The 19,111-nt window shown below is 61.6% G+C and carries 18 protein-coding genes and 1 tRNA gene; 5 read left to right on the forward strand and 14 right to left on the reverse strand.

The genetic code is table 11. The features are described 5' to 3' along the window. Position 1 precedes the first annotated feature (1 nt). The 3 genes from EBS11_RS13765 to EBS11_RS13775 all read right to left on the reverse strand — a co-directional run bounded on the left by EBS11_RS13765 (position 2) and on the right by EBS11_RS13775 (position 2,396). Positions 2–1,261, reverse strand: coding sequence for a hypothetical protein (locus EBS11_RS13765; protein WP_290603507.1), 1,260 nt, complete (start codon positions 1,259–1,261; stop codon positions 2–4). Between the two features lie 59 nt (positions 1,262–1,320). After that, a complete protein-coding gene (locus EBS11_RS13770) occupies positions 1,321–1,536 on the reverse strand; it encodes a major coat protein (RefSeq protein WP_290603508.1) in 216 nt (71 codons plus the stop codon). A 518-nt stretch (positions 1,537–2,054) separates the two neighbouring features. Continuing rightward, entirely contained in the window at positions 2,055–2,396 is a 342-nt protein-coding gene (locus EBS11_RS13775; protein WP_290603509.1) for a hypothetical protein, read from the reverse strand. A 93-nt stretch (positions 2,397–2,489) separates the two neighbouring features. Between EBS11_RS13775 and EBS11_RS13780 the strand changes: the two genes are divergently transcribed. Next, entirely contained in the window at positions 2,490–2,972 is a 483-nt protein-coding gene (locus EBS11_RS13780; RefSeq protein ID WP_290603510.1) for a DUF2726 domain-containing protein, read from the forward strand. A 399-nt stretch (positions 2,973–3,371) separates the two neighbouring features. On the opposite strand, the gene EBS11_RS13785 is transcribed toward EBS11_RS13780, so the two are convergent. The 8 genes from EBS11_RS13785 to ybiB form a co-directional block, all read right to left on the reverse strand. Further along, a tRNA-Ile gene (locus tag EBS11_RS13785) sits at positions 3,372–3,450 on the reverse strand. A 108-nt stretch (positions 3,451–3,558) separates the two neighbouring features. Continuing rightward, on the reverse strand, positions 3,559–5,799 hold the full coding sequence (rpoD, locus tag EBS11_RS13790) for an RNA polymerase sigma factor RpoD (RefSeq protein ID WP_092796101.1): 2,241 nt from the start codon (positions 5,797–5,799) through the stop codon (positions 3,559–3,561). 465 nt (positions 5,800–6,264) lie between these two features. Then, positions 6,265–8,061 carry a DNA primase gene (gene dnaG / locus EBS11_RS13795; RefSeq protein ID WP_290603511.1) on the reverse strand — a complete coding sequence of 599 codons (1,797 nt, stop codon included), beginning with the start codon at positions 8,059–8,061 and terminating at the stop codon, positions 6,265–6,267. Between the two features lie 128 nt (positions 8,062–8,189). Further along, complete coding sequence (locus EBS11_RS13800; protein ID WP_290603512.1) at positions 8,190–8,642, reverse strand: GatB/YqeY domain-containing protein; 453 nt, start codon at positions 8,640–8,642, stop codon at positions 8,190–8,192. Between the two features lie 191 nt (positions 8,643–8,833). Next, entirely contained in the window at positions 8,834–9,046 is a 213-nt protein-coding gene (gene rpsU / locus EBS11_RS13805; RefSeq protein WP_008451879.1) for a 30S ribosomal protein S21, read from the reverse strand. Between the two features lie 154 nt (positions 9,047–9,200). Then, positions 9,201–9,806 carry an FxDxF family PEP-CTERM protein gene (locus EBS11_RS13810; RefSeq protein WP_290603513.1) on the reverse strand — a complete coding sequence of 202 codons (606 nt, stop codon included), beginning with the start codon at positions 9,804–9,806 and terminating at the stop codon, positions 9,201–9,203. Between the two features lie 150 nt (positions 9,807–9,956). Further along, entirely contained in the window at positions 9,957–11,171 is a 1,215-nt protein-coding gene (locus tag EBS11_RS13815) for an NAD(P)/FAD-dependent oxidoreductase (RefSeq protein WP_290603514.1), read from the reverse strand. Between the two features lie 56 nt (positions 11,172–11,227). Continuing rightward, positions 11,228–12,220, reverse strand: coding sequence for a DNA-binding protein YbiB (gene ybiB, locus EBS11_RS13820; protein WP_290603515.1), 993 nt, complete (start codon positions 12,218–12,220; stop codon positions 11,228–11,230). A 160-nt stretch (positions 12,221–12,380) separates the two neighbouring features. Here ybiB and EBS11_RS13825 point away from each other — a divergent pair, with 160 nt between their 5' ends. Both EBS11_RS13825 and EBS11_RS13830 read left to right on the forward strand, forming a co-directional pair. Beyond that, positions 12,381–13,058: a hypothetical protein gene (locus EBS11_RS13825; protein ID WP_290603516.1), complete on the forward strand. Its 678-nt coding sequence runs from the start codon at positions 12,381–12,383 to the stop codon at positions 13,056–13,058. Between the two features lie 152 nt (positions 13,059–13,210). Next, on the forward strand, positions 13,211–14,272 hold the full coding sequence (locus tag EBS11_RS13830) for a 3-deoxy-7-phosphoheptulonate synthase (protein ID WP_290603517.1): 1,062 nt from the start codon (positions 13,211–13,213) through the stop codon (positions 14,270–14,272). A gap of 47 nt (positions 14,273–14,319) precedes the next feature. Here EBS11_RS13830 and EBS11_RS13835 read toward each other — a convergent pair whose 3' ends face one another. Next, on the reverse strand, positions 14,320–14,730 hold the full coding sequence (locus EBS11_RS13835) for a nitrite reductase (NAD(P)H) small subunit (protein WP_290603518.1): 411 nt from the start codon (positions 14,728–14,730) through the stop codon (positions 14,320–14,322). Positions 14,731–14,940: 210 nt separating this feature from the next. Between EBS11_RS13835 and tsaD the strand changes: the two genes are divergently transcribed. Then, positions 14,941–15,981 carry a tRNA (adenosine(37)-N6)-threonylcarbamoyltransferase complex transferase subunit TsaD gene (gene tsaD / locus EBS11_RS13840; protein ID WP_290603519.1) on the forward strand — a complete coding sequence of 347 codons (1,041 nt, stop codon included), beginning with the start codon at positions 14,941–14,943 and terminating at the stop codon, positions 15,979–15,981. 70 nt (positions 15,982–16,051) lie between these two features. Here tsaD and eutC read toward each other — a convergent pair whose 3' ends face one another. Further along, positions 16,052–16,849, reverse strand: a complete 798-nt coding sequence (gene eutC, locus EBS11_RS13845; protein ID WP_290603520.1) for an ethanolamine ammonia-lyase subunit EutC — start codon at positions 16,847–16,849, stop codon at positions 16,052–16,054. A gap of 81 nt (positions 16,850–16,930) precedes the next feature. On the opposite strand from eutC, the gene EBS11_RS13850 reads away from it, so the two are divergent. After that, positions 16,931–17,866 carry a hypothetical protein gene (locus EBS11_RS13850; protein WP_290603521.1) on the forward strand — a complete coding sequence of 312 codons (936 nt, stop codon included), beginning with the start codon at positions 16,931–16,933 and terminating at the stop codon, positions 17,864–17,866. Here the strand turns inward: EBS11_RS13850 and EBS11_RS13855 are convergent, their stop codons facing one another. Continuing rightward, positions 17,867–19,099 carry a RimK family alpha-L-glutamate ligase gene (locus EBS11_RS13855; RefSeq protein WP_290603522.1) on the reverse strand — a complete coding sequence of 411 codons (1,233 nt, stop codon included), beginning with the start codon at positions 19,097–19,099 and terminating at the stop codon, positions 17,867–17,869. Between the last annotated feature and the right edge of the window lie 12 nt (positions 19,100–19,111).

Below are 19,111 nucleotides of genomic sequence, written 5' to 3' on the forward strand. Positions count from 1 at the left end.
ATTAGGCCTTATAAGCAGAAGTAATTTGTTGAATTGAACCGATAGCAGAAAAAAAGCAGATTACACCAGATATAAATTTTGCAAATATATTCACATATTTGCAAATATCCACCTCATATTCCGCACCATTAATAGGGTTTGGCACCTTCGGGTTAGAACAGACAGCAGTATTAATCGTGGGGAACCAGTCCCCATACATAAATTTTTCTTTGACAAGTGATCCTATTTGATCAAGGCCACTTTCATTTTGTTTCTGAATATCACTTAGTTGCGCATTCCCCAACTCACCATCGAGACCCGGAGTGCCAGTTTCATCTATTCGACATAATGGCTGCCCCGGAGCGCCACAATTTGCCTCAGCCTTACCACCACCACCGCCGCCCGTTCCCGTACCTGTTCCGGTGCCGGTGCCGGTGCCTGTTCCGGTGCCTGTTCCGGTGCCTGTGCCTGTGCCTGTTCCGGTGCCGTTGCCTGTGCCTGTCCCGGTGCCTGTCCCGGTGCCTGTGCCCGTACCAGAGCCGTCTCCGTTACCCGTTCCGGTGCCAGTACCAGTCCCGGTACCAGACCCATTACCATTGCCAGTTCCCGTACCTGTCCCGCTACCCGGATTTTCAGGATCTGTACCACCATTTCCCGTACCTTCGCCGCCAGGACCAACCGAGCCGTTAAAAGGTGGAACATCCGTCGGATCAGACCAAATGGAACACTTTTGCTCCGTTTCTTCCATAGCGAGATCACAGCTCACCAATTCCAAATTTGGAGAGACAACTCTCGCTTGATTGCAAGCAGACACCGACTTAGTCCGCGCAACACAGCCCTGAATACACACTTTATAATTTTTAGCATCAGCATCGGGCATAATTGCTTGCTTTAAAACACGCGGGTCAATTTGCCAATAGGCAGTCGCAACTTTGTACGAGCCTAAAGCATCTCCGTCATAACATTTCTTGCGCACACACTGCGATCCGAAACTTTTACTTTCATCTTTTTCAAAACGTTGATCCGGGCACTCTTCCATGAGATAACCGCTCAACCAGTATTTCTCGACACCACCATCACGATAATTAAGACGGTAATTGTGGTTACCGTTATCAATGCAAACAATTGGCCCACCCGGCCCCGGCTTTTGCATAGCAGCAACAATTCCGGCACAGTCATAACTTGTAACTCTGGTTTGTGAGCCAGAACGATAAAAATATACAGAGCCTGCAGATGCAGAACTCGTGAAGACCAACAGAAAAACGAAGATGAGTGCACGCACGGCGATTCCTTAAAAAAAAGGGGCGACACAAGCCGCCCCGTGCACAGGAAATGCGACGATTAACCGGCCTTCGAGAATGCCTTTTTCATCATCTTGATGCCCCAGAAGCCACCGGCCACGACCACGGCGACGGCGAACGCAGCCGTGATGTAGGTACTGGCGGTACCCGACAATGCCGTGATCGCTGCGACACAATCATCGCCAGCAGCCGATGCACCTGCGGAAACAGCAACAGCACCGACCAGAGCCAAACCGCGCAGAATATTTTTGTTCATTTTCAATCCCTTAAAAGTTGGCCTACAGATACGATTAACGACGGCCACGCGCCAAAAGAGAGCTAATCCAGAATTTCGATGGAGCGCCGGATAATTCGCTGTATCGAGCCAGCCGCGTACCCAATACCAAAAGCGCTTAAGGCGTAACCGACAGCAGCCGCAATACTCATTATTTATGCTCCAAAAAGCGGGCAATAACGTACTTGACCAAGTACACGCCGCAGACAAACAGGCCAGCTAAAAACAGAATCGGCCAGATGCTTTTAAGCAGTGTCATCGTTGCGCCCCCGCGATCCAGCCAAGTACGAAAATCACGACCAAAATGCACGGCAAAAACATGGATTCCAACTCCTGTTGTTCAGACTGTGCCCGTGCAAACTCCTCCCCGGACTGGACAACCCAACCACACGTTTGCGCTTTTGAGTCCGAAGGAAGGGGAGCAGGTATGTACATCGACAAGCTGCGAAGCCGACCTGAATCATCAACAAACGCGGCATCAAGACAGGCAGGCATGGAAATTACGATGCAGCTTGCTGACCAGGGTTAGGCTTGGCAGCGGAAGCCACGGCAGCCGCTTTTGCTTGCGAGGCGGCAGAAACTGGAGTGATGGAGAAGACTTGCGCGCCGACACGTTTGTCTTGCGAGATCGATACTTCAAACTCGACCTCGTACATGCCCGGCTGAGTGTCTTTGAAGCGCTCCGGCAAGACCAGCTCACCGATTAACGGCTCGATGACGCCGGTATCGCGGTTTGGCTTGTGGACGATGCATTGCGCCATACGCATATCGTAGTCATTGCCGGTTTTTTTCGAACGGCCAGCCACTTGAGTGACATGCAAAATTTGGATGGTGTTTTTCATTCTCTTCCCTCTTTAGTAGATTTGCCCGCTAGAGCAATTGAGCACGGTTGTGCTATGGTTTTAACAACTTTCCCAACAAATGGAACTACCTAAATGCTTACGAGCTTTCTTCAATTTTTTGTCATCATCCTGGCAATTGTTTTAGTCGTCAGTACCGTCATAAATCCGAAAAGCAGCAGTTCAAAAAGCCCACTAACGCTGAGCAAAAAGCAGCTACTGACGAACCGAGAACAACAAATGTTTTCTGTACTGTCCTCTGCCCTGCCTGAATGCGTCGTCCTTGCTCAGGTCTCGTTTTCTGCGCTTGTGACCGCCGAAGGCTGGCAATCCCGCAATCGCTTCAATCGCAAAGTGGCCGACTTCGTTTTATGCAGCAAACAAATGAACGTCATCGCAGTGATCGAGCTAGACGACCGCAGCCACATAGGCCGCGAACTACTGGACAGGGAGCGTGACGCCATGCTCAAACAAGCCGGGTACACCACAATTCGCTATCACAGCATTCCGCCAACAGAAATCATCCGACGCGATATCGAAAACCTACTTATGGCGGAATACAACGCCCGTCGCGCATAAAGTCCGGCACAGATGTGCTATCGTTTACTCACACGACGTGAGATTGCAAGAATCTCTCACGTGGAGAGAATATATCATGATGAGAGATTATTGACGGAGAGAAATGATGAATCGGACGATTGAATTATTAAATGAAGTTTTGAAAAGCTATAAGGGTGTAGCTATCGCTGAGATGTTTTCGCTGGGAAACGGTGCTGTAAGCACCTGGAAGAAGCGTCAGCATGTTTCGCCCTACTACGCGGCAAAGCTTGCTGAGCTGATCGGTGAAGACCCTCAACGGGCCATGGCCATCGCTGGCGCCGAAGGCGAACCAGACGATGAAAAACGCTCTTACCTCTTAAAAATGCTCTGGCAGAGCGAGGAAGAACTGACCCTCGCGCGATTGCGTGAGGAAAATAATGGTGGGCCTCCCGTGAGTCGAACACGGCACCAACGGATTATGAGTCCGCTGCTCTAACCAAGCATGAGCTAGAGGCCCGGGGACTGTGGCGTGGCGGCGCTGTTGATGCCCGCCTCGCGCGGCCGTTTTGGAAACGGACACGCGAGGATAGGGGTATCAGGGGCGCACGTCAAGCCCTATTGGCTTCTAGTTGCCTTCCAAGAAGCTTTTCAGCTTGTCGGAGCGCGATGGGTGGCGCAGCTTGCGCAGCGCCTTCGCTTCGATCTGGCGGATGCGCTCGCGCGTCACGTCAAATTGCTTGCCCACTTCTTCCAGGGTGTGGTCGGTGGACATCTCGATGCCGAAACGCATGCGCAGCACTTTCGCTTCGCGTGGCGTCAGGGAATCGAGCACGTCCTTGACCACGCCGCGCATGGAAGCGTGCAGGGCCGCGTCGGCCGGGGCCAGGGTGTTGTTGTCCTCGATAAAGTCGCCCAGGTGGGAATCGTCGTCGTCGCCGATCGGCGTTTCCATCGAGATCGGTTCCTTGGCGATTTTCATGATCTTGCGGATCTTGTCCTCGGGCATTTCCATCTTGATCGCCAGGGTGGCCGGATCGGGTTCCGCGCCCGTTTCCTGCAGGATCTGGCGCGAGATGCGGTTCATCTTGTTGATCGTCTCGATCATGTGCACGGGAATGCGGATGGTGCGCGCCTGGTCGGCGATCGAGCGCGTGATGGCCTGGCGGATCCACCACGTCGCATACGTGGAGAACTTGTAGCCGCGGCGGTACTCGAACTTGTCGACGGCCTTCATCAGGCCGATATTGCCTTCCTGGATCAGGTCGAGGAATTGCAGGCCCCGGTTCGTGTATTTCTTGGCGATCGAAATAACCAGGCGCAAGTTGGCCTCCGTCATTTCGCGCTTGGCCTTGCGCGCCTTCATTTCACCGGCCGCCATCTGGCGGTTGATGTTGCGCAAGTCCGGCAGCGGCAGCACGACGCGCGCCTGCAGGTCGATCAGGCGCTGCTGCAGCTCCTTAACGGTCGGAATGTTGCGGCCCAGGATGGCGCTGTACGCGTGTCCTGCGTTGACTTCGCCATCGACCCAGTCGAGGTTGGTTTCATTGCCGGGGAAGACCTTGATGAAGTGGGCGCGCGGCATGCCGCAGCGGTTCACGGCCACGTCGAGGATCTGCTTCTCGATATGGCGCACTTCGTCGACCTGGCCGCGCAGGGTGTCGCACAGCTTTTCCACCACCTTGGCCGTGAAGCGGATGCCTAGCAGCTCCTGCGAAATGGCTTCCTGCGCCTTGGCGTAGGGCTTCGAGTTGTAGCCTTCTTTCTCGAAGGCACGGCGCATCTTGTCGAATTGCTGAGAAATGACGGCGAATTTTTCCAGCGCCGTGCGTTTCAGGGTTTCCAGCTGTTCCGCGGAGAAGCCGGCGGCGCCAGACGCGCTCGCTTCTTCTTCCTCTTCTTCTTCCTCTTCTTCCGCTTCGCCTTCTTCCTCGTCTTCTTCGACGGGGGCGGCCACGACAGGCGCGGCGACCGGTTCGTTCTCATCGACGAGGCCATCGACGATTTCGTCGATCTTGATCTCTTCGTTGGCGATGCGGTCGGCGGCGGCGATGATCTCGGCGATCGTCACGGGACAGGCGGAAATGGCCTGGATCATGTCTTTCAAGCCATCTTCGATGCGCTTGGCAATCTCGATCTCGCCTTCGCGCGTCAGCAGCTCGACCGAGCCCATCTCGCGCATATACATGCGCACGGGGTCGGTGGTGCGGCCAAAGTCGGAGTCGACGGTCGACAATGCGGCCTCGGCCGCCGCTTCCGCCTCGTCATCGCTGGTGACGACGGCAACGTTATCGGACAGTAACAACGTTTCCGCATCAGGCGCGTGCTCGTAGACGGCGATGCCCATGTCATTGAAGGTACCGATGATGCCTTCGATGGCTTCCGGATCGACTATGTTTTCGGGCAAGTGATCGTTGATTTCCGCATACGTGAGGAAACCGCGTTCCTTGCCGAACTTGATCAAGGTCTTGAGTTTCTGGCGCCGGCGCTCGAGTTCTTCCTCGCTCGCTTCCGTATCGGACGAAAACGCGTCTTTCAGCAGTGCGCGCTCCTTCGCCTTGCGGTCCTTGGCCTTGGCCTTATCGACGGCCTTCAGTTCGGCCCGCTCGACGGCATTCAGCGCGGCGACTTCATCATTTTCTGGCTGGAATTCTTTTGGCTTGCGGCCGCGGCGGCCTGGCACTTTTACCGACGGCAAGACATAACCGGACGTATCGATGGCCGCCAGGGTGGCGGCGTCGGTCGTCTGGCTGACCACAGGCGGCGCGCTGGTCACGCGCGCTTCGGGCCGGTCGAGCGCCTTTTCGGCTTTCGTGGTAACTTTAGTGGGCTTTGCAGCCGCTTTGGATTCGGGTTTCTTGATTGGCACAGGCGCTTTCGATTACACAACGACTTGCTTTACGGTGGATTAGGATAAAGTTTGCTGCCAGTTCCCGGTCTACCTGCGGGAACCACCATCTCCGAACCTGCCGACAACCCAGGTTCGACACTGTTACGTTACTTACACCTCATCGGCCACGATCCGCGGGAACCGCAGCACTTCCTGTCCACCGACTGTCGCCAGCCGTGCCGGCAGAAAATGCTGCATCCGACCGCGTTGGGAGCGAGAGCCTGGCGCGGCTTGCCAGCGTCTGCAAGCCTTGCTTGCCACGCTGAAAACGCCAGTTGGCCCTGGCTGCCGACGCGCTCTTCCGCGCCGATCAAGAGCCTAACTTACTGAAAACAAATACTATTTACGAAACAGAACTAGCTTGCCAAAGCACACAATACTTAGCATTTAATTATAGCACGCGAAAAATGTTTTTCCAGTGCGCGCCATACCCTCAGGACAAGATTAGCGATTCACCAACTCGGCATCGCGCTGGCGTTCCAGCTCCCCCTGCTCCTGCATGATTTCGCGGTAGCGTACACCAATTTTCTCCGATGGCAAACCCGACGCAAACAATTGCTGCAATTCCGCCTTCAAGGCGTTCAACTTGATCTCGCGGATGGTACTCACCAGCCACGACAATTCGCTGTCGTAGTCGGACTCCGTGCCGGCCGCGATCTCGCCGATGATCTCGTCATATTCGCTGCCCAGCTCCTTCAACTGCTGCGCCAGCGCGGCAAAACTGCCGTGCTCGCCCAATGCCTGCCCCACGGCCACCAGCTGCCCCAGGCTGTGCGCCGCATCGGGCCCCAGGTGCTGGAAGGCGGCCAGCGCGGCTTCGTCGATCTGCAAGGTCAGGGGCGGATGGGCCACCAGCATGCGCATGATCTTCAATTCCAGGCCGACTGGCACGGGGCGGCCCGATTTCGGCGGCGCGCGATGCGCCACGGCAACGGGCTTGGCCAGCTCGAACAGGGCTTCGATCTCGGCCGGCGTGGACTGCGTCAGCTGCGCCAGCCCGCGCACGATCTGCAGGCGCAGGGACGACGGCGCCATCAGCTGCAGCAGGGGCTTGGCGTCGAATTGCACGCGGGCACGCCCTTCCGGTTCCGACAGGTCATGCTCGCCCGACACTTCTTTCAGCAGGAACTGCGACAGCGGCATGGCTTCATGCACCTGCTGCTCGAACCCTTCGGCGCCGAATGCGCGGATATAGCTGTCCGGATCGTGTTCCGATGGCAGGAACAGGAACTTGATCGTTTTATTGTCCGACACGTGGGCCAGGCTCGCTTCCAGCGCGCGGCGCGCGGCGCGGCGGCCGGCCTTGTCGCCGTCGAAGCTGAAGATCACGTTGTCCGTCTGGCGCAGCAGCTTTTGCACGTGGGTCGGCGTGCACGCCGTCCCCAGGGTGGCCACCGCTTGCGGGAAGCCCATCTGCGCCAGCGCCACCACGTCCATATAGCCTTCCGTCACCAGCACGTAGCCGGCGTCGCGGATGGCCTGGCGCGCCTCGAACAGCCCATATAGTTCGAAACCCTTGGAAAACAAGGGGGTTTCCGGCGAATTCAGGTATTTCGGCTCGCCATGGTCGAGCACGCGACCGCCAAAGGCGATGACTTGCCCCTTGGTATTGCGGATCGGAAACATGATGCGTTCGCGGAAACGGTCATAGCGCTTGCGGTTATTACCCTCCTCATCGACCTTGTCGATCACGAGACCCGCCTCGGCCAGGGCCACCACGTCGTAGTCGGGAAAGACGGAACGCAGGTTATCCCAGCCGCCAGGCGCGAAACCCATGCCGAAGCGAGCGGCCACTTCGCCCGTCAAGCCCCGATTCTTGAGGTAGGCGATGGCTTCCGGTGCATGGCGCAACTGGCCACGGTAGTAATCGCAGGCCTGCGTCATGGCGTCGGACAGGGCCAGGCTCTGCGCCTGAATCTGGGCACGCTGGGCCGGCGGGATCCTGTCGTCCGCCTCCGGCACGACCATGCCCACGTTCTGCGCCAGGTCCTTGACGGCATCGACGAAGCCCATGCCCGAGTATTCGATCAGGAAGCCGATCGAGGTGCCATGCGCGCCGCAGCCGAAGCAGTGATAGAACTGCTTGGTGGGGCTGACGGTAAAGCTGGGCGACTTTTCACTGTGGAACGGGCACAGGCCCATGAAATTGGCGCCGCCTTTTTTCAGTTGCACATAACGCCCCACGACATCGACGATATCGACGCGGTTGAGCAAATCGGAAATGAAGGATTGAGGTATCACAGGCTAGGGCGGGTCTTGTTATAGGTCAGACTATACTACCGCACGTGGCCTGATGTTGAGCCAGGTCAACGTGTGGGCGATGGAACGACTGCCGGCATGGGCCGGCAGCCAGGGTATGACGACGAGGCTCAGGCAGCCGGCGTCAAGGACTTCTTGATCAGGGCCGACACCACGGCCATGTCGGCGCGTCCCGCCAGCTTCGGCTTGACGATGGCCATGACCTTGCCCATGTCTTGCGGACCGGTGGCGCCAGAAGCGGCCACGGCGGCAGCCACTTCGGCCGCCACTTCCTCGTCCGACAGGCCGGCAGGCATGTAGCCGATCAGGTGCACCAGTTCGGCTTTTTCGATGTCGGCCAGGTCGGCACGGCCACCGGCTTCGAACTGGGTGATCGAATCCTTGCGCTGCTTGATCATCTTTTCCACGATGGCCGTCACGTGGGCATCCGTCAGTTCGATGCGCTCATCGACTTCCTTGCGCTTGATTTCCGCCAGCAAGAGGCGAACCGTGCCCAGCTTGCCCGCATCCTTGGCACGCATGGCGTTTTTCATGTCTTCGGTAATTTGTTCTTTCAAGCTCATGGCAATCCTCGTTGGTCAGTGTAGTTCGATGCTTGTGCGCAACCAGATAAGCAGGCCACAAAAGCGAAAACCCGCTGCGGCGAACCGGAGCGGGTATGCGACTCATCTGAAGTATAACCCCAGGCGAATCAAAACAAAACCCGTGGCGAAGAATGCGCCGTACTACCCGGGTTGGTTCTGATTGAACAGTCTTAGAATAATTTTTTCGGCAGTTGTTGGCTGCGGATGCGTTTGTAATGACGCTTGACAGCAGCTGCCAGCTTGCGCTTGCGCTCAGCCGTTGGCTTTTCGTAGAATTCGCGAGCGCGCAATTCGGTCAGCAGACCAGTTTTTTCGATGGTGCGTTTGAAGCGACGCATTGCGACTTCGAACGGCTCGTTTTCTTTAAGGCGAATAGTGGTCATGTAAAATTCAAACCGTTGAGGTGGTGTATAGGAAGAGATAGATAGTAGCAGCTTTTATTCGGAAAGGGAAGCCCCTCCCCACTTGCGTGCGGCATGCAGCCTGAGATTGCCGCCCGGCTGTGGCGTAAACCACGCATCCGGACGGCGGCGGCACTCAGGCGGCCGGCTTGCGGCGGCGGGCCATGAAGCCCAGCAGGCCCAGGCCAGCGAGCAGCATGGCATAGGTGCCCGGTTCCGGCACGGCGCTGACGTTCATGCTGACGCCATCCAGGAAGGCCGACGTGTCGCGCGCGTTGCCCGGATTGATGCCGGCAAAGCTCAAGGTATGGCTGCCGGCGCCGATGTTGAGCGCGTTCACATTGAAACTGGTCCAGCCCGTGCTGGTCACAGCATACTGCCCCAGCTGCGTGCCGTCCAGGCTGACCGTCACGGCCTGGCCCTGGTCATAGCCGGGACGCAGCGCCAGGTGGAAGGCGAAGCTGTAATCGGCGGTGCCCGCACTGACGAAGCTTTGCGAGATCGCGGCCGTGTTTTGCAGGAAGGCAAAGGCATTGCCCTCCTGCGCCACGCCATTCCAGGCCGTGTAGCTGGCCGATACGCCGGCGCCGCCCGTGAAGCTCCAGCCCGGCGCCACGTTGCCGTACACGTAGCCGCCACCGACGGTATTGTTTTCAAAACCGCCATTGCTCAGCACGGGGGTGCTGGCAAAGGCGCTGGTGCTGAGCAAGGCAATTGCGGCGGCGGCGATCAGGCGTTTCATGATGACTCCAGGGTAATGTTCATTTAATTGCCATCTGACATACAAAATGTCTAAATATCAATTTACATGACAAGTATTCAATATGGTTTCATTGAAGTCAAGAACATTATTACCGGCAGTCACACGCTGAGGCCATCGAGCAACTAAGTGTTACTGCAGGGCAATTCCTGCCGCCACGCCGGAAGCCCAGGCCCACTGGAAGTTGTAGCCGCCCAGCCAGCCCGTCACGTCCACGGATTCACCGATGAAATACAGGCCCGGCACCTGATTGGCCATCATGGTCTGCTGCGACAGCTCGCGCGTGTCGATGCCGCCGCGCGTCACTTCCGCCTTGCGGTAGCCTTCCGAGCCGTTCGGCACGATGGACCAGGCATTGATGGCCTGGCCCAGCTTGCGCAGTTGTGCGTCGGGCATGTCGGCGATGCGCGCGTCCGGCGCCAGGCCGTTGACGGCCAGCAGGCAGTCGGCCAGGCGCTGCGGCAGCCATTGGGCGACGATGTTGCCCAGCTGCTTCTTCAGGGTGCCCTTGCCTTCGATCAGGGTCTGCGCCACGTCCACTTCCGGCAGCAGGTTGAGGACGATGGGCGTGCCCGGCAGCCAGTAGCTGGAAATTTGCAGAATGGCCGGACCGGACAGGCCGCGGTGCGTGAACAGCAAGTCTTCGCGGAAACGCGCGCCCGTCGCCTTGCGGCCCTTCAGGCTGCCCGTCTCCACGTCCACTTCCAAGGCGATGCCGGACAGCTCCGCGAACGGCGCCCAGCTGGCCGGGTCGAACGTCAGCGGCACCAGGGCGGGACGCGGTTCGACCATCTTCAGCCCGAACTGTTGCGCGACGCGGTAGGCAAAGTCGGTAGCGCCGATCTTCGGGATCGACAGGCCGCCCGTGGCGATGACGATGCTGGCCGTCTCGATGTCGCCGCTGTCCGTCTGCAGCAGGAAGCCGCCGTCGTCCAGTTGCGCAACATTATCGATCTTGCATGGCATGCGCCAGTGCACGCCGCCAGCGGCGCACTCGTCCTTGAGCATGTCGATGATCTGCTCGGCCGACTCATTGCAGAACAGCTGGCCCTTGTGCTTCTCGTGGTAGCCGATGCGGTATTTTTTCACCAGCGCGAGGAAATCCTGCGGCGTGTAGCGCGACAGGGCGCTCTTGCAGAAATGCGGATTTTCCGAGAGGAAATTTTGCGGCGTGGCGTTAATATTGGTGAAGTTGCAACGCCCACCACCCGAGATGCGGATCTTTTCGGCCAGCTTGGCCGCGTGATCGATCAACACCACGCGCTTGCCCTGCTGGGCGGCCACGGCCGCACACATCATGCCGGCCGCGCCCGCGCCGATCACTGCCACATCAAATTGTTTTGCCATAAGAATTCCGGTCACCGCTGATTACAAAGACGCCATTGTAAACTGCGGCGACGCGGCTAGCGCGGCCGTGCTGCAATCTCCCGCGATGCCATCAGGCATTGCGCCACCTGCGCGGCGATGGATGGCGGCACGGGTACTTCGCCGCGCAGCACGGCAGCGATCCAGGCCGCCGTGGTGGCCGCATCGCGCTCGACAGGCAAGTGCGGCAGCTCTTCCGCCAGCGCCTGCTTTTCCACCAGCAGCGTGCGTTCGGCTGCGTGAAACCAGTCGATCTGCTGCGCCTTGTTGGCGTTGGCCACCGTTTCGCCCTCCGTGCCGCGCATCAGGAAGGCGTCGCCGCGCGCGGGCGATGATGCCGTGAGGAAATATTCACCGAGCATTTCCAGATATTCCGGGTGCGTGTACGACACGAGGCGCAGGGCCGGGCCGGCGAACGGCTGCATGATTTTCACCAAGGTATGCGTGGAATTGCGCACGCCCAGCACGCGTCGCAGGGACAGCATCCAGGCCAGGCGCGGCGCCAGCGCGTCGATGGGCAGGAAGGCGGCTTCGCCGCGCGCCATGGCGGCCTCGGCCTGCGCATGGTCCGACGAGGCCGGCACGCCCAGCGCGGCCAGCACTTCGGCCGTCGTGACGCGGCCCGGGTCGCTGGTCACGCCATGCACGAGCACGGGCGCGCCCGCGCGCGCCAGCAGCAGCGCCAGCAGGGCCGTCAGGTTGGCCATCTTGCGCGCGCCGTTGTAGCTGGGAATGATGATGGGGGCAAACTCGCCGGCCGGCGCGGCCAGCGGGGCGAAGGAGGCTTCGGCCGCGTCGAGGAAACCGGCGATCTCGTCCACGGACTCGCCCTTGATGCGCATCGACAGCAAGATGCCGCCCAGTTCCAGGTCCGACACGCGGCCCTCGAGCATGGCGCGGTACAGGGCATGGGCATCGGTGCGCGTCATGCTGCGCGCGCCGTTCTTGCCGCGTCCTATTTCCTTGATGAAACGTGCGGCAGGAAAGGCCTCCCCGGCCACGTCGGTATGGGGTATGGAAACAGTAGTCATGGCGCCAGCTTACACGGATTTTTCCCTGTGCAGACGGGCCGGCAGCGGCGAAATGCCACAATGCAACGGTCTGCACGCAAAATATTCCCCGCAAAAAGTGCCTGCGCGCTGAATCCGGCCAGTGCGCCCCTGCGTATATCACTGCACAGGAGGACTCATCATGAACCACGCGATCAAACAGGAAACCGCCTTCGTCGGCATCGAAACGGGCAAGCTGCTGCTCAAGGCCGTGCTGGTCTCGGGCGGCGAGGTGCTGTGCAAGGTGGTCGAAAACGACCTGGCCGGCTACCGCTGGCTGCGCAGCTGGCTGCAAAGGAACGACGTGCCCGTCATGGGCTTGCGCGTCTGCCTGCGCCTGGACGCGCCTTTCAGCGTAGCGCCCGCCCGGGCGCTGGCCGAGATGGGCATGCAGGTGTGCGATGCCGAGCCGGGCCCGCTGGAAGCCTATGCGCGCGGCTGCGGCCTGCCCGATGGCGCGGAGCGCGGCGCCGTGGTGCTGGCCCATTATTGCGCGGCGGCCCGCCCCGCGCCCTGGACACCGCCCTCGCCCGCCTACGAGGAGCTGCGCCTGTGGCTGCACCGCCTGCATGCCGTGCAGCAGCTGCGCAAACAGGAAATGGCGCGCCTGGAAAGCCATTTCCATGCAGGACAGATTGCGCTGCATCAATTGCTACGCCAGCAGATCGCCTGCCTGGACGTGCAGATACGCCAGCACGAGCAGGCGATCCTCGCGCACGTGCGGCGCCATCCCGGCCTGCCCAGGCCGCCTGAACTGGCGCGCAGCCACCAGGGCATCGCGCGCTATACGTTTGCCGCCGGCATCGCCAGCGGCCGTTGACGTGGCGCTGGCGCAACAGGCTTGCCGCCGGGCAGGCCTGTCTCAAAAACAACTCGGCAGTACCCGTTTTTCCCCGCCTCCCGCCGCCAGGCCGCATTTCCGCTACACTATTGCCTCTTAAAGAACGCAATAGCGAAAGCCTAGCCAGAATCATGAATACGCCAGACATCGAAAATATCAACGTCACCTCCTTCGCGCCGATGCCCACGCCGGCCGAACTGCATGCCAAGCTGCCCCTGTCGGAGAGCGCCTTCGACACCGTCAGCCGCGGCCGCGAAGCGCTGCGCAACATCATCGACCGCAAGGACCAGCGCCTGTTCGTCGTCGTCGGTCCCTGCTCCATCCACGACCCCGTCGCCGGCCTCGATTACGCGCGCCGCCTGAAAGCGCTGCAAGAGGAAGTCAAGGACACGATGCTGCTGGTGATGCGCGTGTATTTCGAAAAACCGCGTACCACCACGGGCTGGAAAGGCTACATCAACGACCCGTACATGGACGATTCCTTCAAGGTCAACGAAGGCATGGAAAAGGCGCGCCAGTTCCTGCTCGACGTGTGCGAACTGGGCCTGCCCACCGCCACCGAAGCGCTGGACCCCATCTCGCCGCAATACCTGGGCGACCTGATCGCCTGGACCGCCATCGGCGCGCGCACCACGGAATCGCAGACGCACCGCGAAATGTCGTCCGGCCTGTCGACGCCCGTCGGTTTCAAGAACGGCACCGATGGCGACATCAGCATCGCCGTCAACGCCATCCTGTCGTCGGCGCACCCGCACTCCTTCCTGGGCATTAACGGCGAAGGCAACGTCGCCATCGTGCGCACGCGCGGCAATGCGTACGGCCACGTGGTGCTGCGCGGCGGCGACGGCCGTCCGAACTACGATTCCGTCTCCATCGCCATCGCCGAACAGGCACTGGCCAAGGCCAAGCTGCCCGCCAACCTGGTGGTCGACTGCTCGCACGCGAACAGCTACAAGAAGCCGGAACTGCAGCCGCTGGTGATGGGCGACGTGATCAACCAGATCCGCCAGGGCAACCGCTCGCTGGTGGGCGTGATGATCGAATCGAATATCGTCGGCGGCAACCAGAAGATCCCGCAAGACCTGTCACAGCTGACCTACGGCTGCTCCGTCACGGACGGCTGCATCGACTGGGACACGACGGCCACCATGCTGCGCGACGCGCATGCGCATTTGTTAAACCGCCCGGCATAAGCCGGCTGCGGATACAAAAAACGGCGCCTTGTGCGCCGTTTTTTTCCTCACCCTGCCATCTGCACATGCGGCAGCACGGCGAACGTTCCCGCCAGCGCCTGTTCGGCCTTGCTGGCGGGGATATTCAGTTCATTCATGTCCAGGTAGATGCGCCCGTCCATGACGCGCACGGCGTACAGGCGCGCCATGCCCTGCACGGGCGCCACCAGGCGGCCCGAATCGAGCTCGATGATCCAGCTGTGCTTCGGTCCCATCAGGTTTTTCTCCATCAGCACCCCGTGCGACAGCGGACCGCCCAGGCAGGGCACCGTATCGAGCAGGGCGTAGACGCTGTCATCGCACGCGCGAAACAGCGCCACGCCCGGCAAGTCCTGCCAGGCCAGACCCCGCTGCACCATGCGCGCGCCCGCCAGCGGCATATCCTTCAGGCGGCAAATCATTTTCCATTGTTCCGGCATCGCGAACTCCTTTCAGAAAGGCACACGCCTGTCTAAGCAAGAGCGGTGCCAGTGCCAGCGCAGGCGAAGAAAGGGCAAAACAGGAGGCAAACCGCCGCCGCGCCGCACTGCGCAAGTGCACACTGCCGCCGAAATGGTGCGCCGGCCGCACGGTGGACTGGCCGGCTTTCCTTTACAATGGCGGATTACTCCTCCCTATTCAGTACCTTCATGATTGTTCTTGGCGTCGAATCCTCCTGTGACGAAACCGGCCTGGCCTTGTACGACACGCAACGCGGCCTGCTGTCGCATGCCCTCTATTCGCAAGTCGCCATGCACGAGCAATATGGCGGCGTGGTGCCGGAACTGGCATCGCGCGACCATATCCGCCGCGCCATCCCGCTGCTGGAAGAGACCCTGGCGAAGTCCGGCGTGACCCTGCCCGAGATCGATGCCATCGCCTACACGCAGGGTCCCGGCCTGGCCGGCGCGCTGCTGGTCGGCTCGTCCGTCGCCTGCAGCCTGGGCCTGGCCATCAACAAGCCGGTGCTGGGCATCCACCACCTGGAAGGCCATCTGCTGTCGCCCTTGCTGGCGTCCGAACCGCCGAAATTTCCCTTCATCGCGCTGCTGGTCTCGGGCGGCCACACGCAGCTGATGCGCGTCGATGGCGTGGGCCAGTACACCATGCTGGGCGAAACCCTGGACGACGCGGCCGGCGAAGCGTTCGACAAGTCGGCCAAGCTGCTGGGCCTGGGCTATCCGGGCGGCCCGGCCATTTCGCGCCTGGCCGAATTCGGAGATCCGCTGGCATACAAGCTGCCGCGCCCCATGATGCACTCGAAGGATTTCAATTTCAGTTTCTCCGGTTTGAAGACGGCCGTGCTGACGGTGGTCAAAAACCATGAAGAAAAAGTCATCGCGAATATCTGCGAACAGGACAAGGCAAACATCGCGCGCGGCTTCGTCGACGCCATCGTCGAAGTGCTGACGGCCAAATGCGTCTCGGCCCTCAAGCACACGGGCCTGAAACGCCTGGTGATCGCCGGCGGCGTGGGCGCCAACGCGCAGCTGCGCGCCTCGCTCAACGCGGCCGCCGCCAAGAAGCGCTTCAAGGTGTACTACCCGGAGCTGGAGTTCTGTACCGATAACGGCGCCATGATCGCCTTTGCCGGCGCCATGCGCCTGCAGATCAACCCCGACGCGGCAAAATACGATTATTCGTTCAACGTGCGCCCGCGCTGGCCGCTGGACGAGATCCGCGAAATCTAATCCGGACACCCTGAAACGCAGGGCCGGGGCCGGATACTGAGTGTCCGCTCCCGGTCGCCGCCGCCGGGCTTTACCCCGCCAGCAAAAAATTCCGCCCCGCCGCCACGCTGCCGCCCTGCACCGTTTCATCCTTCAGTGCCACCCCCGACAGCTGCCGCGCAAACGCCTGCGACAGCAGGTAATGCAGGCGGTACGCTGCCGGCGCATACGCCAGCCCCTCGGGGCGCACGTTCGAGATGCAGTTGCGGCTGTCGTCCCGCAAGCCCACTTTCGGCGCCCACGTCAGGTACAAGCCCAGGCTGTCCGGCGCACTGAGGCCCGGCCGCTCGCCGATCAGCACCAGCACGGCGCGCGCGCCCAGCAACTCCCCCACTTCGTCGCCGACGGCCACCCTGCCCTGCATCACGATGTGCAGCGGCGACACCGTCCACGCCTCCAGCGCCAGCCGTTCGCGCAAGGCGGCCAGGAACGGCGCCGCGTGGCGCTGCACGGCCAGCGCCGACAGGCCATCGGCCGCCACCAGGGCCAGGTCGACGCCGGCGCTCCCCGTGCCGCCCTCAAGCAGGCGCGCGCGCGACGCCGCATCGAGCCGGCGCCCCAGATCCGGGCGCTGCAGGTATTCGCTGCGCGTGGCCGCCGCGCTGTGCAGGGGCACGCTGGCCTGCCCCTGCTGCGCGAGCGCGCTGGCCAGCGCCGCGCCGTCGAGCGCCAGGTGCACGGCGTCGCGCGCCTGCGCGTGGGCCAGCTGGAGCGCCAGGTGCGCGCCGGTGGGCAGGCTCACGCCGCTGCGCCCCAGCGCGATGCGCGCCGCCGTATGCCGGCGCAAGGCTTGCCAGGAGCTGCCGCTATCGCTGTCCTTTTTCGCCATCTCCCCTCCCGGTATGGACCCATCCTTGCTACACTGCGTCGTTTCCAGTTTATCACCGTCCCTCTCCACGCCAGGAATGCCATGATTGTTGCCACCGACGCCGCGCAGTGGGACCAGCTGTACGATGCGCCCCTGCTCGACCGCCTCGGCCCCGCGCAGGAGGAAGTCATCGCCCACGTGGCGCAAGTCAATGCGGCTACCGGCGTCGCCGCGCAGCCCACTACCACGCAGGTGGACGCGGCCTTCCATGCCGACGTGCGCGCGGCCATGGCCGCCATGCCGGCGTCCGTGCAAGCGCTGCTCGATGGCGTGCTGCTGGGCGTGCGCTATGCGCGGCGGCTGGGCTCCTCGGCCATCAGCGACATCGTCGTCAGCGGCGAGGGTGTGATCCTCGGCGTGGTGGTGGCGCTCGACGTGGAAGCGTTCGAGGCGCGCACGGCCAATGCCTGGGCCACCTGGAAGGAAAACACGCCGTTCGCGCCGCAGCCGGGCTATCGCCTGGAGGCGCACATCGCCGCGCCCGGAGACGACAACCGCCAGCGCGCGCTGCAATACCTGCTGCTGCATGAATTCGGCCACGTGCTGGCGGCCGGCCGGGGCCTGCTGCCCGAATGGTGGAACGGCGCGCAAGCCATGCGCGGCGCGGACGACTACCGCTATCTGCCGCTGGCCTGGCGCATCACGCCAGAAAGACTCGTCGTGCCGCTTCCGGCCAACGACTTCCCCCTGCGCGCGGACATCGCTTATTACCAGGCGCCGCGCCTGGCCGCCAGCCAGATGCGCGACGCCTACGCGCAGCTGCAGGGCGCGAACTTCGCCACCCTGTACGCGGCCACCAGCATGCACGAAGACTTTGCCGAGTCGTTCGCCAGCTACGTGCATGCCGTCATGCTGCGCCAGCCACAGTGCATCCGCATTTTCCATGACAGCACCGTGCTGCTGCAGTTCGACGGCTACTGGGAGGCCGGGCGCAGCGCGGCCAAGCGACAACTGCTGGAATCGCTGCTCGGCAGCTGATCAGCTGCCCGCTGCCGCCCGCGCCAGCATGGCGCGAAATGCCGCAAACACCTTCTGCATGGCGGGCCGCTTGTACGGATACAGTGCCTCGGCGTCCATGGCGTGCACGATCATGGCGTTGTCGGCTTCGAACACCAGCAGCTCGCCATCGCGCGTTTCGGCGCAATCGATGCCCAGGTAGGGCATGCCCATGCGCGCGTCGATGGCACGCAGGGCGGCCGCATGGCGCCGCGCGAATCCCTCGTCGAAATGCGCCATGCAGTGCGCCTCCTCGGCGCGCTTGGCCGCGCTTTCATCCATGCCCGCGTTCAGGTAATGGATCATCCAGTGCGAGGACACGGCGTAGTGGCAGATGTAGGGCACGCCATCGACCAGCACGATGCGGTACTTGCGGAATTGGCCGTCTTCACTGCGGTAGTCGACGAAGCGGGCGATATAAAAGCGCTGCGCGTCGACGGCCTGCAAATAGGCGTGCAGGTCGCTGGCCTGCGCCATCTTTTCCAGGTCGTGGCCCGCATGCGATCCGAGGGGCCGCACGATCAGGGGAAAGGCGTCGCCGGGCAGCACGGCGTCGAGCGGCAGTTCGCCGGCAGCCAGTGCCGCCAGCTGCGCGCGGTCGATGCGCGCCGTGCGCGGCATGGCCACGCCAGGCAGGTCATGCAGCTTTTCGCACAGGCCGTCGCGCGAGGTATGCGCGATATGCTGCGGCAGGTTGACGACGGGGCGCGGCCAATCGGCGACGAATTGCGCCAGCAGCGCCAGCAAGGGCTGGTTGGCGTCCGATTCGGCCACGCCCACCAGCAGCACATCGTGGTCCGGCACCTCTTCCGGCAAGGGACCATCCGCCGTCACATACAGCAGGTCGAGCGCCACGTCGGACTGCTCGACGAGGAATTCGACGGGCGTGTTCGACATCAGGTCGCCAGGCCCCATCAGCACCAGCACGCGGATGCCGGGGCCATCCTGCGGCGCCTGCGCGGGCAGCGCATACAGCTGCTGCAGCTCGATCGCCTGCGCCTGCACGGCCAGCGCCATGTCGCGCTCGCCCTTCAGTTGCAGCACGGTGGAAAAGTCCAGGTAGGCGTGCGCGTCGTCGGGATGGGCCTGCGCGCGCGCCAGCAGTGCCTCGCCCAGCGGTGCCAGGTCCTCCTGCAGAAAGGCGCGGCGCATCAGGGGCGCCACGCCGATCAGCGGCGCATACGGCGTGGCGGCATGGTGCAGCAACTCGTTCATGGTGACTCCCTT

The sequence above is a fragment of the Janthinobacterium sp. genome, from assembly GCF_009923995.1.
In the GTDB taxonomy this organism is placed as follows: Bacteria; Pseudomonadota; Gammaproteobacteria; order Burkholderiales; family Burkholderiaceae_D; genus Janthinobacterium.